The 16,800-nt window shown below is 31.4% G+C and carries 13 protein-coding genes, 1 tRNA gene and 1 pseudogene; 5 read left to right on the forward strand and 10 right to left on the reverse strand.

The features are described 5' to 3' along the window. The first annotated feature begins 29 nt into the window (after positions 1-29). Together accD and E5Z56_RS07410 are read left to right on the forward strand one after the other, a co-directional pair. Positions 30-902, forward strand: a complete 873-nt coding sequence (gene accD, locus E5Z56_RS07405) for an acetyl-CoA carboxylase, carboxyltransferase subunit beta (RefSeq protein ID WP_138157238.1) — start codon at positions 30-32, stop codon at positions 900-902. Then, positions 902-1,687 carry an acetyl-CoA carboxylase carboxyltransferase subunit alpha gene (locus E5Z56_RS07410; RefSeq protein ID WP_138157239.1) on the forward strand — a complete coding sequence of 262 codons (786 nt, stop codon included), beginning with the start codon at positions 902-904 and terminating at the stop codon, positions 1,685-1,687. Before accD ends, E5Z56_RS07410 begins: the two co-directional genes overlap by 1 nt. Positions 1,688-2,676: 989 nt before the next feature. Here E5Z56_RS07410 and E5Z56_RS07415 read toward each other — a convergent pair. Then, positions 2,677-4,326 (reverse strand): ATP-binding protein, encoded by a 1,650-nt coding sequence (locus E5Z56_RS07415; protein WP_175405416.1) that lies wholly within the window; start codon positions 4,324-4,326, stop codon positions 2,677-2,679. A 7-nt stretch (positions 4,327-4,333) separates the two neighbouring features. Next, positions 4,334-5,002: a winged helix-turn-helix domain-containing protein gene (locus E5Z56_RS07420; protein WP_138157241.1), complete on the reverse strand. Its 669-nt coding sequence runs from the start codon at positions 5,000-5,002 to the stop codon at positions 4,334-4,336. Positions 5,003-5,350: 348 nt separating this feature from the next. Between E5Z56_RS07420 and E5Z56_RS07425 the strand changes: the two genes are divergently transcribed. Further along, positions 5,351-5,435 (forward strand) — tRNA-Leu (locus E5Z56_RS07425). A gap of 558 nt (positions 5,436-5,993) precedes the next feature. On the opposite strand, the gene E5Z56_RS07430 is transcribed toward E5Z56_RS07425, so the two are convergent. The 7 genes from E5Z56_RS07430 to E5Z56_RS07460 all read right to left on the reverse strand — a co-directional run bounded on the left by E5Z56_RS07430 (position 5,994) and on the right by E5Z56_RS07460 (position 12,898). After that, complete coding sequence (locus tag E5Z56_RS07430; RefSeq protein ID WP_232842415.1) at positions 5,994-6,629, reverse strand: radical SAM protein; 636 nt, start codon at positions 6,627-6,629, stop codon at positions 5,994-5,996. Then, positions 6,616-7,473: a hypothetical protein gene (locus E5Z56_RS07435; protein WP_138157242.1), complete on the reverse strand. Its 858-nt coding sequence runs from the start codon at positions 7,471-7,473 to the stop codon at positions 6,616-6,618. The genes E5Z56_RS07430 and E5Z56_RS07435 overlap by 14 nt, the downstream gene beginning before the upstream one ends. Continuing rightward, entirely contained in the window at positions 7,470-8,234 is a 765-nt protein-coding gene (locus tag E5Z56_RS07440) for a hypothetical protein (protein ID WP_138157243.1), read from the reverse strand. Before E5Z56_RS07440 ends, E5Z56_RS07435 begins: the two co-directional genes overlap by 4 nt. Positions 8,235-8,411: 177 nt before the next feature. Then, positions 8,412-9,614 carry an RtcB family protein gene (locus tag E5Z56_RS07445; RefSeq protein WP_138157244.1) on the reverse strand — a complete coding sequence of 401 codons (1,203 nt, stop codon included), beginning with the start codon at positions 9,612-9,614 and terminating at the stop codon, positions 8,412-8,414. A 23-nt stretch (positions 9,615-9,637) separates the two neighbouring features. Beyond that, positions 9,638-11,119, reverse strand: coding sequence for a DUF2828 family protein (locus E5Z56_RS07450; RefSeq protein WP_138157245.1), 1,482 nt, complete (start codon positions 11,117-11,119; stop codon positions 9,638-9,640). Between the two features lie 266 nt (positions 11,120-11,385). After that, positions 11,386-12,297, reverse strand: a complete 912-nt coding sequence (locus tag E5Z56_RS07455) for a WYL domain-containing protein (protein ID WP_138157246.1) — start codon at positions 12,295-12,297, stop codon at positions 11,386-11,388. Continuing rightward, positions 12,287-12,898 carry a WYL domain-containing protein gene (locus tag E5Z56_RS07460; RefSeq protein WP_138157247.1) on the reverse strand — a complete coding sequence of 204 codons (612 nt, stop codon included), beginning with the start codon at positions 12,896-12,898 and terminating at the stop codon, positions 12,287-12,289. Before E5Z56_RS07460 ends, E5Z56_RS07455 begins: the two co-directional genes overlap by 11 nt. A gap of 390 nt (positions 12,899-13,288) precedes the next feature. Here E5Z56_RS07460 and E5Z56_RS07465 point away from each other — a divergent pair. After that, positions 13,289-14,463, forward strand: a pseudogene (locus tag E5Z56_RS07465) (IS110 family RNA-guided transposase). 132 nt (positions 14,464-14,595) lie between these two features. Here E5Z56_RS07465 and E5Z56_RS07470 read toward each other — a convergent pair. Beyond that, positions 14,596-15,102 carry a hypothetical protein gene (locus E5Z56_RS07470; RefSeq protein ID WP_207668577.1) on the reverse strand — a complete coding sequence of 169 codons (507 nt, stop codon included), beginning with the start codon at positions 15,100-15,102 and terminating at the stop codon, positions 14,596-14,598. A gap of 263 nt (positions 15,103-15,365) precedes the next feature. On the opposite strand from E5Z56_RS07470, the gene E5Z56_RS07475 reads away from it, so the two are divergent. Beyond that, a complete protein-coding gene (locus tag E5Z56_RS07475) occupies positions 15,366-16,712 on the forward strand; it encodes an ATP-binding protein (RefSeq protein WP_138157248.1) in 1,347 nt (448 codons plus the stop codon). Positions 16,713-16,800: the final 88 nt, after the last annotated feature.

Here is a 16,800-nt window from a genome sequence, read left to right on the forward strand (position 1 = left end):
TTTACGAATAATTTACGAAATGGGTGATTATGTTGGATTTATTTACTTTTTTAAAACCAAAGAATGAACTTGAGGGTTCTAACCAATCAAATAACTCAATGCCATTTGTTCCTGATTCAATGTGGGTAAAGTGTCCTGCTTGTAACAATATGCTTTTGGCAAGTGATTTGAAAGAAAACCTTAGTGTTTGCAGTAAATGTAATCATCACTTTAGAATGACTGCTAGGGAAAGAATTAAGATTGTTGCCGATAAGGGAACTTTCGTTGAAATGGATAAGGATATGGAAAGTACTGATATTCTTAATTTCCCTAACTACAAAGAAAAACTAAGAATTGCTAAGGAAAAAAGTAATGAAAAAGAAAATGTAATCACAGGTACTTGTAAAATCGGTGGCAATGATACTGTAATTTGTGTTATGTCATCAGACTTTATGATGGGTTCTATGGGTACTGTTACCGGTGAAAAGATTACCAGAGCTATTGAGTACGCTACAGACAATAGACTTCCTATTGTTATTTTCACAGTTTCAGGTGGTGCAAGAATGCAGGAAGGTGTGTTGTCACTAATGCAGATGGCAAAGACTTCCGGTGCAGTAAAGCGTCACAGTGATGCAGGTCTTCTATATATTACTGTTCTAACTGACCCAACAACAGGTGGTGTTACTGCTTCATTTGCTATGGAGGGTGATATTATCCTTGCTGAGCCAAAGGCTCTTGTTGGATTTGCAGGACAGAGAGTTGTTGAACAAACAACCCACACTAAACTTCCTAAGGGTTTCCAAAGATCAGAATTCTTACTTGAAAAAGGTTTTGTAGATTCTGTTGTACAGAGAAAAGATATGAAGAAAACTCTTGCTTATCTTCTTTCTATTCACAATCCTAACAAGGAGGTTCAAGAATAATGAATGCTTATGATAAGGTAATGGCAGCTAGAGATGCCAAGAGATTAACTGCCGTTGATTATATTAACAAGATGTTCGGTTCAACATTTATTGAAATGCATGGTGACAGAAGATTTGGTGATGATAAGGCTATTGTTGGTGGTTTAGCAATGCTTTATGACCAGCCAATCACAGTTATCGGTATTGAAAAAGGTAGAAATACTAAGGAAAGAATGAACCGTAACTTTGGTTCTGCTAACCCTGAGGGTTACAGAAAAGCATTAAGACTTATGAAACAAGCTGAAAAGTTCCACAGACCTGTGTTCTGTTTAGTTGATACCAGTGGTGCTTATCCGGGTATCGGTGCTGAGGAAAGAGGTCAAGGCCTTGCTATTGCTGAGAATCTTATGGAAATGATGACACTTAAAACACCTGTACTTTCCATTATTATTGGTGAGGGTGGTTCAGGTGGTGCTTTGGCACTGGCAGTTGCTGATGAAGTTTGGATGCTTGAAGACAGTATTTATTCAGTAATTTCGCCTGAAGGTTGTGCGTCAATCTTATGGAAAGATAGTACAAAAGCACCTGAGGCTTCTAACTGCTTAAAGTTAACTTCTCACGATTTGTTTGACCTTGGTGTTATCGAAAGAATTATTCGTGAACCTGTTGATAGTGATGATAGAAAAATGTTTGAGGGACTAAAAATGTTAGTTGCCAGAACATTTGAGAAGAATATGGCTGTTGACACAGATAAACTTATTGAAACAAGATATGCTCGTTTCCGTAAGTTCGGCAAGAAAGATTAATTTCTAATATATAAATTATGGCTTTCATTACATTGTAGTGAAAGCCTTTTTGTTATAGCAATTTAATATAGTGAATTTCCTATATAATAGTCTGTTGTAGTTGACTTATTAAAAAAATAGGATTATAATATAGTTACTTGTGGGATTCCTGACTCCCCCTCAAGTGAAAATGTTAAATGTTAATGTTTTTTTGATGAATGTAGTATTTTTTCTATACCTCACTATCAAAAATACACAGCAACAGCACAACGAAAGTTGTGCTGTTGTTGTTTTATATAAGTGTATTGTTATTCATAAATTTAAAGTCAATTTTCTTAATTTTTATTGTGGCTAAGGGTAAATAACTATATAAATTAGGGTTTGTGGTGATGTTTAAATACTAAAAAGTGTATACTATGTCCTTTCTCTCTTGTGTACCAAGTTATTGCACAATTAATAATATAACAATATTATGTAGCATAAACAGTACCGACTTTTATATCATATTATGACTCACAGTCGTAGGGGCGAACATCGTTCGCCCGTAAAAAAGTGTGATACCTATGGGATTATTGTCCTGTTTACAGACTAAATATTTATAATATCTACATAGGGCAAAGTACCTATATGAAGGCTAGTTTGTAACGGGACATCAATGATGTCCCCTACACCTGTTAGCCACACTATAAAGATAGTATAAGGTATGATATTTTTGTAAATTTTCCTTTATGTTAAATGAAAAATAAACTTTTCTCTAACCACAATAAAAGCTAAAAAATAAATTTACCTTAACCCACAATAAAAATTGAAAAACCCTAATTTATGAAACTAGTCTTTACCCACAGACAAAATTTAAAACCCAAATTTGTATTACTATAAAATATATATTAACAGAGAAAAGAGAAAGGTGTAGTAGAATTTTCTACTACACCTTTTAGGGTTAATATAGAATAGCTTATTATGGTATAAAGCCATAAACAGTTATTTGTAATACAGAATGAAAAGAAAAATTAGAATTTAATTGTAATCTTAGTACCTTTACCAAGTTCACTTTCAACTTTCATTTTACCGTTGTGATGTTCAACACCATGCTTAACAATTGAAAGACCAAGACCTGTACCACCAACTTCTTTACTGTGACTTTTGTCAACTCTGTAGAATCTTTCAAAAATTCTGCTTTGGTCTTCTTTGCTAATACCAATACCTGTGTCCTCAACAATCAAAGTAGCTTTACCGTTTATCGGTGCAACAGTAATTGTTACTGAGCCGTTAGGCTTGTTGTATTTAATAGCATTGTCAACTAGGTTGTAAACAATTTCACTTAGTAGTGTTGGTACACCATGTACTATTGTTTTCTCACCGTATAGTGTTAATTTAACACCACAGTTGTCTGCAATAGGAGATAGGGTGTCCTCAACATTCTTTGCAATTTCGTAAATGTCAACTTCCTTATCTTCAGGTTCGTATGACTTGTCATCTAACTTAGACAACTTGATAATATCGTTAACCAAGGTGATAAGTCTGTTAGCTTCTTTAGTAATGTTGTGTGCAAAGTGAGTTACTGTTTCCTTAGGAGTTGCTTCCATTCCGATAATTTCAGCAGATGCTAAAATTGCAGTTAGTGGAGTTTTTAGTTCATGGCTAACATTAGCACTAAATTCTCTTCTTAATAGTTCTCTTTGATGCTTTTCTGTAACATCAAGGATAACTGCTACAGCACCTTTAATCTTGCCGTCAACCTCAACAGGATTGCAGTATAGACTTAAGTATCTGTCACCATATTCAAAAGTATCTGACATATGTGTTCCATGAATAGCATTGTTAATGTTAGTTTTAAATTCATCATCAATACTTAGGTCTTCTAAATATTCATCATCCAGTGATGAAATGTTAAGTAACTTCTTCACACTCTTGTTATATGAAAGAATTTTGCCCTGTAAATCAAGAACCAAAAGTCCTTCTTTCATATTGCTGGTGATAACATTAAATTCAGCTTGAGTTCTCTTTAACTCTTTGATTTGGTCACGAATAACTCTGTTTTGGTGGCTGATTTTGTGTACTAATGGCTCAATTTCTTCATATGTTGTAACTGCCTCAACATTTTCCAGGTCAAGGTCATTAATAGGCATAACAATCTTTTTTGAAGATAGGTAAGCTATTATATATGAAAGTACAAGTGCAATTATCACAACAATTGCAAGTGGTTGCCACATATTAAGTAACAAAATCCAAACGGTATATTGGTTGGTGGAAATACGAATTACCGAACCATCAGAAAGTAACTTTGCACAGTACATAGTCCTTTCGGATAAAGTGTCTGACATTCTTATATCTTCACCTGTACCGTTTTTCATTGCATCCTTAATTTCTTTACGGTTAAGGTGGTTTTCCATTTTACTTTTTGAAACATTAGAATCATACTTAATAGAACCATCTTTGTTAACCCAAGTGATTCTGGCTTTTTCTGATTTGCTTAATGTGTCAAGATATTTTGTACCACCATCTTCAACACCAACAGAAATTATATTAATTTCAGAATGAAGTTCATTCATTATTTGTTTTCCATGGTAGTTGTACATAACACCAAAGATAATAACGATTGTAACAACAAGCATAGAAAAACAAGCTAAAAAAATGTTTTTAAATATTTTCTTTGTCATTGTCATTTTATTCACCAATCTTATATCCAAAACCTCTGATAGTTTCAATCATATTACCACATTCACCAAGTTTAGTTCTAAGGGTACGAATGTGTACATCAACAGTTCTGTTTTCACCATCAAAGTCATATCCCCAGATTTTGTTAAGCAACTTTTCTCTGGAGAAAACAACACCTTTGTTCTGCATTAATAGCAATAGTAGGTGATATTCCTTGTATGTAAGTACAACATTTTTGCCATTTGCAGTAACAATGTGTTTTTCAGGGTTTACTGTTAGTTTGCCAACTGTGATTTCACCATCATCTTTGTGATTAGATGTTCTTCTTAGTAATGCTCTAATTCTTGAAACAAGTTCCAGCATACTAAATGGTTTTGTCATATAGTCATCAGCACCACTATCAAGTCCAATAACCTTGTCATACTCAGCATCTTTAGCAGTTACCATAATGATAGGTAGGTCTGATGTTTCTTTGTTGCTTCTTAATTTTCGGAGTATCTGTAAACCATCCTCTTCAGGTAGCATAATGTCCAGCAGAATAAGGTCAGGTGTTTCTTCTTTCATAGCTTTCCAAAATTCTGATGGTCTTTCAAAGCCTTTAACTTCAAAGCCACTATTCTTTAATGAATAAAATACAGCTTCATTTATACTACGGTCATCCTCTATGAAATAAATCATATATATCATCTCCGTTCTTTTCTATTAATATTATAGCACCGATAGGTTAAATAAAAAGAGTAGTAATGTTAAATCTAAGTTAAATAAGAAGTTTAGATTATATTGGTATGAAAAGTATTTAAAAATATTTATGTAAACTTCACTTATATTATAACTAATAATAGTTTAAAAGTGAATAGATTTGTACTGTTAAAAGTAAATATTTTTATATTTGTTTTGAATTAAATAGTAGGTGTAGAAAATATTAAAAATATTTAAAAAGTTATGAAAAAACTCTTGACAGTTTCTAAGATATATAGTAGAATATATCTTGTCGTTGAGAGATAACGACTAAATAAGTTAATATATGCGGGTGTGGCGGAATTGGCAGACGCGCTAGATTTAGGTTCTAGTGTTCACCGACGTGCAGGTTCAAGTCCTGTCACCCGCACCATTGGATTGGTTAACAATTTACTTGTTAACCAATTTTTTTATACCTGAAAAAGCCCATGGATAAGCCATTTCTAGGTTTTTTTTCATTTTTCATCGGTACATAAAATATTTTCAGATTGCACCCTATTTGCATCCATTTGGTGCAATAATATTTTGATTTGCACCATAATTGCACCATCATTTTGATAATATATTACCTGATTTCTTCAATAATTTTCTTTACTTAAAGTCAATCATAAATATTGTGCGATGGATATAATTCTATATTGTAAGTAAATTTATTGTTAAGTTGATTTTATTTAAATCACGAAATTTTAAATAAAAGTGTGATTAAAATCACATAATTATTAAGAAAAATGTGATTTTATAAGTTTTAAATATTAAGATTAAGTAAAAGGAAAGATATTTTCTTTATTTTGTTTTTGATAATCGGAAGTATACCTTTTTAGTAATTACCTTATTTTTCAGGTAAATTGAAAGGAGCTGTGAAGAATGAAGTCCTAAACTTCATCTTTTCATAGCTCCTTTTTGTATGCTGGTTTATTATTTTTTAGACTTATTAATAATTCCTATTTAGTATTTTATAATTGAAAATATCTATATTTCCAAGGTTAGAATATAATTTTACACTTTCTTGTATATTCTTTTCTGTATTGTAATTTGGAATTTTTGGTATTCTGATTAACAACTTTTCTTTGCCGATTTTATGGCTTAATCTAAGCACATTGTCATATACTTTTAGGTTATCAACACCGGTATAGTTTTTGTATATTTCTGTGTTACTATCCTTAATGTCGATTATCCATTGGTCAATATAGGGAAGAAGTAGTTCGATTTTGTCCCACTTAACATTAAGACTTGTTTCAATTCTGATTTTCCGCTTGGGAGGTACTAGGTCACAAACTTCCTTTATGTATTCAGCATTTAGCAAAGGTTCTCCACCACCAAAAACTATTCCACCACCTGTTGATTGAAAATATATATCATCAACCATTAGCAGATTCACAAGGTTATTAGGTTCAATATAAGTACAATTAGTACTCTTCATTTTGCATTGTGGGTTTAAACAATATTTGCAATTTAGGGGACAACCATAGAATGTAATAAGTGTTGAAATACCTTTACCGTCAGTTCCCATTCTATGCCTATTAATACCCATTATTTTAGCTTTTTGCTTTTCGTTATTTTTCATCATTGCTATTTACAACCACCTTTGGGTATTTCACATTATCCAAATTTTTTGCTATTTCTCCTAATTCATTAGCCTCATTATCACAAGCAATACAAGTACCTGCACAAGGTCCGTTATATGTACATTCTTTAAAGTTATAGTCAATTCCGTTTAACTTTGCAAATTCTTTACGAATAGCTTTTAACTGCTTACAAATCACTTTACCGTCAGGTCTTGGGGATGGTGCTTTTGCTGAATTAATTAATGGGTTTTCATCATTATTCCTATAGTGAAAGTTAGGATTGCTTTGTATGTTATTGGAATGGTTAGTTTCATAATTATCTACTATTTTTAATGACTTAGACTGAATATAAATATCCTTATCAAAATCAAAGAAATACTTATTAGAAACATTTTCTATATTTCTTTCAATACTTTCTAATTCATTTAATAAGTGACTTGTCTGTTCGTTGATTATTTTTTCTATAATATCATTATCTATGCCATTATACTTTTTCATTGCTAATTTGTAAGGGTCGTAAACTGCAATGGATTTTACCTTAGTTAAGTCTGAAAGTGTTTTGCATTGTGTAGTACCATTTGTAATTTTTCCAAAAGGTAATGGCAAAATTAAGTGAATGTTTCCACTATAATTAGACTTTTGAATAATATTAAGTACATTAAGAATATAAGCCTTTATATCGCTTAAAATAACAATATCTTTATTTTCCGATACTAAAGGCTCAACTTGAATTGTTAAGGGTAGGTCGGTTTTTATGATTTTAAGTGACTTTTTGTATTCTATTAATGAAGTCATATTTTCATCAACATACATTCCTATATCTGCTATTAATATATTAGAAATCATTCTTTTAACTCCTTAAATAATGCATTTAGTTCAGGAAGTTGCAAAAGCTTTGTTAATGCACCATTACCTTCAATTTTGTTAAATGTATAATCTGGAATATAACTATATTTTGATTTTATTCCGAAAAATTCATCATTAAAACTAACTTCAAATTTATAATCCCTTGTATGAAATTCTCCCATAACCCAACCATCTGTTTTGTTTTCTGCAACATATTTTTTTGCCCATTCATAAACTTCATTATAAAGGTTATCATCAATTTTTAAGTGACCTCTAGTTATATTTATATCTTTAGTTCCACTTAAAACATAATCAACAGTTTTATCTGAGTATAAATTAATATAGAAAACACTTAAATATCCATAAGGTGTAACCTGAATTACATATTTATTATCGTTCATTTCATCATAAACAATAATATCGTTTATATTATTCATAGTTATTTTATATGCCATAGTGTCAGCAAGTTGTTGCTTTTCATAAGGTAGAGCAAGTGTAACTGTATAATCTTCATTATCCTCTAAGAAAAACAATATGGACTGAATAAAGTTATATAAGTCCTCTGTTGTTTTGCAAGGTTCACCACTAACCTTGATAATATTCTTTGTGCCTGACTCTATAAATTTATCAAGAGCATCACATAGGGGATTTTCTTTTAGATATTTTGAAACATCATCCTTATAACCTTGATACCAAGCTTCATATTCAAGCCTACAATATGCACTTATAAATTTTTCTTCATATTCCTTTACAATACTCATTAAAGCACCTCCAAAATAAAATAATGGGTTATTGGTTTTCTTTCTATTAATATAATAACATTTGTACTGTCCCATTTTTGGGACTTATCTTTTGAAATAGAAAAATATTTTAAATCTATAAACAAAAAACTAACCACTATTAAATAGCAGTTAGTTTTTAAAATAATATTCTATTATTTATGCCTTAAAGTTATATACAGGTTTCATAATATCAATTATATCAACTGAGTCCTTGATAACATCAATAATATCATCAATAGATTTATATGCCATTGGTGCTTCATCAAGGGTTTGTTCATTTACGGAAGTTGTGTAAATTCCCTCCATAGATTTTTTGTATTCTTCCAAATCTAGCTTTTCTTTAGCTTGAGTTCTTGACATTAATCTACCTGCACCATGTGGGGCAGAGTAGTTCCATTCTTTGTTACCTCTACCTAGTGTGATTACTGAACCATCCCTCATATTAATTGGAATTAGTATTTTTTCATCCTTATGGGCAGCAATAGCACCTTTCCTAAGTATCATTTCACTTGTGTCAATGTAGTTGTGAATAGTATGAAAGCTATTTGTGGCAGTTAGTCCTGTTTTGTTTAGGATTATTTCTGCCATTTTTTCTCTACTTCTTTTAGCAAAGTTTTGGCATATTTCAACATCATAAAGATAGTTGTCAAGAAATTCTCCATATAGCCAACAAATATCTTCAGGAATTTCAAGTGCTTTTGCCTTGAAATTATCTCGCAACTCCTTTAGTGCTGATTGAATTTCTTTTCTTCTGCCTTGTGACTTGTATTCCTTAATAATTCTATCTCTTTCTTTATAATATTCTTCCTTACCTTGGTGTAGTTCTATAGCAAGGTGTTGATAATATTCAGCAACCTGTTTACCTAGGTTTCTACTGCCTGAATGAATTATCAAATAATAAGTTCCGTCACTGCTAATATCAACTTCAATAAAGTGGTTGCCACCACCAAGTGTACCTAATGAGCGTTGTAGTCGTCTGGTATCTTTCAAGTCCCTATAGCAACGAAGTTTTGTTAAATCAAATCTTTCAATTCTACCGTCCCAAACATTTTTACCTGATGGGATAAAGTGACAAACTTTGTCCAGTTCTTCAAAATCAATTTCTTTATCTTGAAGTTTAACTGTTAGCATACCACAACCAATATCAACACCCACAATGTTAGGACAGGCCTTGTCTTTGATAGTCATAGTTGTACCAATTGTACAACCCTTGCCTGAGTGAACATCCGGCATTATTCTTACACTTGAACCTTCAGTAAGTTCATAGTCACACATTCTCTTTATCTGTTCAATTGCCTCATCTTCTATTACCTTTGCATAGCAGATTGCAGTTGCTTTTTTACCTTTAATTTCTAACATATTATCACCTCTTTGTGATATGTTTATGCAACAATTTTTGCATATCGTTCATTGCTTATTGTGTCAATCATAAATTTATATGGTGAAAGTTCACCACTTGCAATCATAGAAAATAATCGTGGTGTTATTCCGGAAACTAGGGCTACACCTTGTTCATTCTTTGTTACAGGTTGATTACTGTTTCTACTTGCAACATTCCAAAAAATTATATTAGGAAGTTTATAGCCTTTTTCTTCAAAGGCTTTTTTGGCATTGTTGAAATTTGTTTCATTTGCATTTTCTACACAATAATCAAATTCCATATCTGAAATAAGAATCAGTTTTTTAGGTAAATCTTCTTGAGAATAATTACCCTTTACAGCAGTATCCAGAATAAGATTAAATACTGCCTCAATGTTTGTATTTGCAATTTCATTGAATTGGCTTATGTAGCGTAATTTATCGGCAAAAGTTTCACCTTTAATTTCAATAAGTTGTGGTTTATTTGAAAATTCAATAAAGTGATTCTTAAATTTTCCTTTGTTATGTTCTGCAAAATATAAACCTAAAGAAAGTGCTACTGATGCCGGTGTTGGTTTGGAACAACAATACATAGAGCCGGATGTATCAATAACCGCTAAGGTGTCTTCATCATTGCAAAAATCAGGAAAGGATGCCCATGTAGCATTTAATGTTTCTTTTTCTGCTTCAGTAAAGGTGATTGATTCATTGTGCAGAAATGAAGTAGAAAGGTATGGCTCTATTAATTCGTAAGGATAAATATTGTTAGTGTTTAACTTTGCTTTACCCTTTGATACATTTGCAAGAAATCTACTATATCTTTCATTATCATTGTTCATAAAAGCCATTCTATACTTAAACAATGCCCTTGATGGTTGTTTTTCATAATCAAAGGTATAATCTTTTTCACGAAGATTATTTTCAATAATTTTAATTTTAGATCTTAATGCTGAAAGTGATTTTCTGTATTTTTCATCAGTAAGACCAAAAGCCTTTGCTATTCTTTTTCCCATTTTTACAGTTTCTTTATTTGATGCATTAACTGAAGGTAACCATTTTCCTAACAATGAAACTGCTTTTCTACTATTCATTGCATCTATATCTTTATCAAATTGTACTTTTAGGAAAGATAGAACTTCCTGTTCACACTTAGTGTCTAAAAGTGAAAGTAGGTCGTCGTATCGGCCATATTCTGCAATATACTCAATGTTTTTAATAATAGATTTTGGTTCATTATTACCAAGCCAAGAAATAATAGTACGAAATACTTTTCTTTCTCCTAAGCCTTCTCTAACATCTCTGCCAAAGAAAAGTATCTTCATAGCCATATCCGGATTTTCGGTAAAGGCTTTGATAAATGACTTAATAATTTCGCCATCACTTTTATAACGGAAAGCACCAATGCCGGAAAATAGGTCAAGACATTCTGAGACGGTTGTTCCATGGGTTACTGCACCGTTTTCAGTAAAAGTTAAATTTGAGTTCTTTTTCATATCTTCTAACATTGTATTTTCCTCCTTAAAGATAAAATGAAAACAAGGCACATTAAAAGAGGTAAGCGTTGCTTACTACGGTAATATAAAATATTACAAAAAGAAAAGGTTTGCTGTCTGTGCCTTTAGAACAAGACGCTTTGTATGATCTATAATTAATCATTAATCTTGGATTAGAAAATTGCTGTATGCGTCTTTTAACAACTTACTCCCTTTCAGTTGTTGACATTATTTTACAATTTTTATTTTCATTTATCTTGGAAAAAAAGTTGCGAACTTTAAAGTCCACAACTTTTTTGCTTAAGTAATCTGTCTTTAATTAAATCTACAAAACTATTAGGTTCAATCACCTTTACCATTTGACCAAAGGATAAAATGCGAATTACAATTTCTGTTTCATCATCTTTATCATAGTTTATTGTAACTCTGTATTTTTCTTCTTCTACTTTTTCAACTTGCTTTTCAAAATGAGCAAAATGCATTAACACTCTTTCAAGTGCATTCCTTTCATCAATTAGTTCAAAGACTACTGTTTTGTTTTTTGAGTTTCTCTTAGTATGTTTTTGATATTTTAGTCTGTCATTGTATTTTTCACAAGAAATCACTCTACCCATATTGATAGTGCCACCATAATGCTTATCATTGCTGATAAGTCGGAATTTATCATCTTTTTCTGAATATTCCATATATTTCGGGAAGAATTTAAAACATATATCCTCATTATAACGATTTTTCATTTTTATAATTAGTGGGTATTTGTTCCTTATTCCGTCAAGTGCAGTTCTGAAATTTGCTATATACTCTTTATCTTCAAAGGAATCACCATCATTATATTTATCAAAAATATAGTAATCTTCATTTGTGAATAAAGGTTCTACATCAGGAAAATCTAATGTATCATCAGTAAAAAGTTTAATTCTTGGGTCTTGAAAAATTGCCTTTAACCATCTTTTTTCAATATTAGTCAATGGCATTTTTGGTTCTTCCTTTATTGGAGTTATACCGTTAGGCAATAGAAGTTGCCACTTTTCTTCAATTAATGCAGGTTCAATATTTATTATACTTTCACTAAAAGCATATCTATTTACAATTTTTCTAATATCACTTTTGTTGATAGGTTCTTTTACTGCTTTCTTAAGAATTTCAGCAACAGCATTGTAGTAGGCACTGTATAATTCACTAAATATCATTGCTTTCCTCCTTAATGCCATATAGCTTGTACATTTCCTTAATATCATTTTTAAACTGATTTTCCAGCTCTTTATTTGAAAAATTAATTTCTGTTATCCTACAGATAAAGGTTCTAATCCAAGGAATTAACTCACTGGAATCATATACATTTGCATAAAATCTACTGTGATTGTTGTCAAGTTTTTCAACTGTACCACAACGCTTTTCTCTCTCTAATCGGTTATGTATGAATTCTTCATCATCACTGTAATATACCGTAAACTGAACAGACTCTAATCTTTGGTTTGACTTTCCGGAAGAACTAACACCCCAAAGTTTTGGCATCATATTTTTTAGATTATTTCTTAATTCATCAAAGTTATCACACTTGTCATTGACTTTTACAGAAATAATATTGTCAAGTCTATATGAGGTTATCCTATTAAATGTGGGGGAGTATGCCATAAGGTACTGCCTACCGTTTTGTACACTTATCATAATTCTTAAAGGTACTACAAGGCTTTCAGTTACCTTTTCTTTATGTCTGTTAAGAAGTTCTATTGTAGCATTTTTCTTTTCATTCATAGCTATGAAAAGTTCACACATAATCTCACTATCCATAGCACCGGTAATATAGTGATGCTTAAACTGAAAAAGTTCTTTATGAACATTATCTTTATCAAGAAGAAAAGAACCGATTACTCCACAAGGTGCAACCTCAGAAAAGAAATCTATAACATTAAAATCTAAATTAACATTATCCTCGTATAATAAAGTAGTAGTATTTATAGACCCTCTCCAAGGTCTGTGTGCTATAATGATAGAGATACTGTGGATTGTTTACATTCTCCTACCACTTGATGGTTTAATAAAGGCTACAACCACAGTCTCTTTGTATATTTGTTAATTAGTTAGATACCGCATGACGGTTTATTTAGAACGAGGTTACAATCGCAAGGAGTACCAGTGGTCTAAACAGTATCAAAAATTCACTCACAAGGAGTTTTCATTATGATTTATATTGGAATTGATGTTGCTAAAAATAAACACGACTGTTTTATTACTAATTCAGATGGTGAAGTCTTATTTAAATCTTTTACTATCTCTAACAATCGTGAAGGTTTTGAAACCTTATTTCAGAAAGTACAATCCATTTCAGATGATTTAACAAAAGTAAAAGTAGGGCTTGAAGCCACCGGACACTATAGTTACAATCTTCTGGGATTCCTTCTTGATAAAGGTTTGCCGACATACATTATCAATCCATTACATACAAATCTATACAGAAAAAGTTTAAGTCTTAGAAAGACGAAAACAGATAAAGTTGATGCCCGTACAATTGCTTCTATGATTATGTCTGATGTGAACTTAAAGTCCTACTCAAATACATCATACCACAATGAGGAGCTAAAGTCACTAACTAGATACCGTTTTGATAAAGTAAAAGAAAGAGCAAAATTAAAATCTTCTATTTCTAGACTGGTATGTATCCTTTTTCCTGAATTAGAAAAACTCGTTCCTACACTTCATATGGCTTCAGTTTATGCCTTATTATCTGAATTTCCATCTGCTAATGCTATTGCATCTTCACACCTTACCAGACTTACCAATTTGCTATCTGAAAATTCACATGGACGATATGGTAAAGATACAGCCAATCTAATTCGTAATGCTGCCAGAAATTCTATTGGTTCACATATGCCGCAAAATCCTTAGAACTAAAACACACTATTAAGCTTATCAAAGAATTAACTACTGAAATTAATGAAATTGAAACAGAAATCAAATCTATTATGGATAAAATTGATTCTCCAATACTTACAATCCCAGGTATCGGTTATAATACAGGAGCTATGATTATCGCTGAAATTGGAGATTTCAATCGCTTTGATTCAGCTGATAAAATACTTGCATATGCAGGTATGTCACCTTCTACCTACCAATCCGGTCAATTAGAGAACTGCCATTCGCATATGGAAAAGCGTGGTTCAAGGTACTTACGATACGCTCTGTACAATGCAACAAAATATGTTTGTTACTGGGATGAATCTTTCGGTGTATATCTTGGTAAGAAACGCTCAGAAGGCAAACATTACAATGTTGCATTATCCCATGCAACAAAGAAACTTGTTCGCTTAATTTTTGCAATGGAGAAATCTAAACAACCATACCAACCAACAGTTTAATTCTTTTCATAAATATCTTATTTTTGAGCACCATTTATGATGCTCTTTTTTGTCATGCCATTTTTACGATTCCAATACGATCTAAAGGATTTTTTTGATTAATTCAAAATATCTTCATTATAGCCTTGACTTTTAATAGTTAGTCTTTGATAAACTGTAATACAGAGCTTTACCTTTCTTTTCTTTTACGATTATCCCCTCAGCTACATATTCCCTTAACTTTTTCCTTACAGTTGACTCATCAAATATTCTTGGATTTGAAAAGTTGCACAAATATTCATCTATCTTTTCGGTAATTTCACTGATTGATAAAGGTTCTTCCGTACAACTTAATATATCTATAAGGATAAAGTGTAGAGTAATATCCCCATCAGTAAAGCTCTTAGTTTTAAAGGCTTTGTATAGGGGATTGTGGTGAGATACTCTGCTATCAATTGACATAAAAATATTTTTACCGTCAGCAGTTTGACGGAAACTCATATAGTCACCAAGCCAACTTTCAATTCTTCTACGCTCATCGTCATAAGAACGACTGCTTTTCCTTGTGAATTTATCTCTACTCTTAAAACCATATACATAAAATTCCCTCATATAGTCACGAATACGATTAAAGTTCTTTATTAATTCATTGTAAGCCATTTTATCACCTCATTCCTTCAATAATTTTCCTTACTTAAATTCTATCATAAATATTGTGTTATGGATATAATTTTACATTGAAATTTTATTTACTGTTAAGTTGTTTTTATATGAATCACAAAATATTTAATAAAAGTGTGATTAAAATCACATAATTATTAAGAAAATTGTGATTTAAGTTGTATTTTATTTAAATTCAGCATATAATAAAAGTATAACAAGGTTGATAAAACGAAAACAAAGAAAAGTGAGGTGCAAAAACTATGGAACGATTTGTTATGGAAAAACTTGTAAAGTGGAAAAATTCACCTTATCGAAAACCATTAATATTGAAGGGTGTTCGTCAGGTAGGAAAAACTTGGTTGTTGAAGGAGTTTGGTAGTCGTTATTATGAAAACATTGCCTATTTCAATTTTGATGAAAATGAAGAATATAAACAGTTTTTTGAAACAACTAAGGATGTCGATAGAATTTTGCAAAATCTTATGTTAGTAAGTGGTCAAAAAATTGTACCGGAAAAAACACTTATCATTTTTGATGAAATTCAGGATTGTCCTAAAGTAATAAATTCTATGAAATACTTTTGTGAGAATGCTTCACAGTACCACATAGCATGTGCAGGTTCTTTATTAGGTATTGCATTAGCAAAGCCATCTTCATTTCCTGTAGGAAAGGTCAATTTTATGCAAATTGATCCTATGACTTTTTCTGAATTTTTACTTGCAAATGGTGATGAAAATCTTTTTAGATATATAGAAAATGTAAATGTTATAGAACCAATACCGGATGCTTTCTTTAATCCTTTATGTGAAAAATTAAAAATGTATTATGTGACAGGTGGTATGCCTGAATCTGTACTAATGTGGACTGAGGCTCGTGATATTTCTGCAATGGAAGAATCCTTATCCGGTATTATCAGTGCATATGAGCGTGATTTTGCAAAACATCCTAAAATCACTGAATTCCCAAAAATTTCTATGATTTGGAAGTCAATACCCTCTCAATTAGCTAGGGAAAATAAGAAATTTATTTACAAAGTTGTCAAACAAGGTGCTAGAGCCAGAGAATATGAGGATGCTTTACAGTGGCTTGTAGATGCAAGGTTAGTGCATAAGATTTATCGTGGCACTGCTCCGGGTTTGCCAATATCAGCTTATGATGACCTTTCTGCCTTTAAAATTTATTTGGTGGATGTAGGTTTATTGAGAAAATTAGCCCAACTTTCTCCAACAGCTTTTGGGGAAGGAAATCGTTTGTTTACAGAATTTAAAGGTGCATTGACTGAAAATTTTGTTTTACAGACTTTAATTACTCAGTTTGAAGTTACTCCTCGTTATTGGACAAAGACTAATCCTCCATATGAAGTCGATTTTGTAATTCAAAGAGAAAATGATATTTTTCCTATAGAAGTTAAATCAGAATCTAATACAACAAGTAAAAGTTTAAAAAAATATAAGGAATTATATCCGGATAAAGTAAAACTTCGTGTAAGATTTTCGTTAGACAACCTAAAACTTGATGATGATGTATTAAATATTCCTTTATTTATGGCTGATAAGACAGATAAATTAATAGGCATTGCTTTAAAACAAAGATTTGAAAATCAATAATGGAAGCATACCCTTTTTAGCGATTACCTTATTTTTAGGAAAATTAAAAGGAGCTGTGAAGAATGAAGTCTTAACTTTATCTTTTCAT

It is taken from the genome of Ruminococcus bovis (assembly GCF_005601135.1).
In the GTDB taxonomy this organism is placed as follows: domain Bacteria; phylum Bacillota; class Clostridia; order Oscillospirales; family Acutalibacteraceae; genus Ruminococcoides; species Ruminococcoides bovis.

Coding starts and splice junctions, on each gene's coding strand:
- E5Z56_RS07410 (WP_138157239.1), top strand. CDS start 902: ATGAATGCTTATGATAAGGTAATGGCAGCTAGAGATGCCAAGAGATTA.
- E5Z56_RS07440 (WP_138157243.1), bottom strand. CDS start 8,234: ATGAGTATTGTAAAGGAATATGAAGAAAAATTTATAAGTGCATATTGT.
- E5Z56_RS07445 (WP_138157244.1), bottom strand. CDS start 9,614: ATGTTAGAAATTAAAGGTAAAAAAGCAACTGCAATCTGCTATGCAAAG.
- E5Z56_RS07470 (WP_207668577.1), bottom strand. CDS start 15,102: ATGGCTTACAATGAATTAATAAAGAACTTTAATCGTATTCGTGACTAT.
- E5Z56_RS07430 (WP_232842415.1), bottom strand. CDS start 6,629: ATGATGAAAAATAACGAAAAGCAAAAAGCTAAAATAATGGGTATTAAT.
- E5Z56_RS07475 (WP_138157248.1), top strand. CDS start 15,366: ATGGAACGATTTGTTATGGAAAAACTTGTAAAGTGGAAAAATTCACCT.
- E5Z56_RS07450 (WP_138157245.1), bottom strand. CDS start 11,119: ATGTTAGAAGATATGAAAAAGAACTCAAATTTAACTTTTACTGAAAAC.
- E5Z56_RS07460 (WP_138157247.1), bottom strand. CDS start 12,898: ATGGATAGTGAGATTATGTGTGAACTTTTCATAGCTATGAATGAAAAG.
- E5Z56_RS07455 (WP_138157246.1), bottom strand. CDS start 12,297: ATGATATTTAGTGAATTATACAGTGCCTACTACAATGCTGTTGCTGAA.
- accD (WP_138157238.1), top strand. CDS start 30: ATGTTGGATTTATTTACTTTTTTAAAACCAAAGAATGAACTTGAGGGT.
- E5Z56_RS07420 (WP_138157241.1), bottom strand. CDS start 5,002: ATGATTTATTTCATAGAGGATGACCGTAGTATAAATGAAGCTGTATTT.
- E5Z56_RS07415 (WP_175405416.1), bottom strand. CDS start 4,326: ATGACAAAGAAAATATTTAAAAACATTTTTTTAGCTTGTTTTTCTATG.
- E5Z56_RS07435 (WP_138157242.1), bottom strand. CDS start 7,473: ATGATTTCTAATATATTAATAGCAGATATAGGAATGTATGTTGATGAA.